Here is a 455-nt window from a genome sequence, read left to right as displayed (position 1 = left end):
GCGCAGGGCCGGCGGGCACATCATCTCGGCCGCGCGCCAGCGGGTCGGGCCCTCGACCAGCACACGGTGCGGGTCCAGCAACTGCAGCCGCCCGCCGAGGCGGTTGAGGTCGGTCAGGTAGATGGCGCGGTTGTCGTAGACCCAGTCGTGGATCAGCGTCTTGCCCTGCGCCACCGCCGCGATGGCCGCGAAGAACGGCACGTTGTCGATGTTCAGGCCGGGGAACGGCATCGGGTGGATCTTGTCGATCGGCGCCTCCAGCTTGGACGGCCGGACCGTCAGGTCCACCAGCCGGGTGCGGCCGTTGTCCGCGAAGTACTCCGGCGAGCGGTCGTGGTCGAGGCCCATCTCCTCGAGGACCGCCAGCTCGATCTCCAGGAACTCGATCGGCACCCGGCGGACCGTCAGCTCCGACTCCGTCACCACCGCGGCCGCCACCAGGCTCATCGCCTCGA

At 70.3% G+C, this 455-nt stretch carries 1 pseudogene; it reads right to left on the bottom strand.

The window, feature by feature from the left end:
* A pseudogene (locus tag LPA54_RS38410) lies at positions 1-455 on the bottom strand (UDP-N-acetylglucosamine 1-carboxyvinyltransferase); the annotation flags it as partial.

Origin of the sequence: Streptomyces sp. DH12 (genome assembly GCF_020873895.1) — a bacterium.
GTDB lineage: Bacteria > Actinomycetota > Actinomycetes > Streptomycetales > Streptomycetaceae > Streptomyces.
Note: the sequence above shows the minus strand (reverse complement) of the source record. Positions and strands in the feature narration are given on the sequence as shown.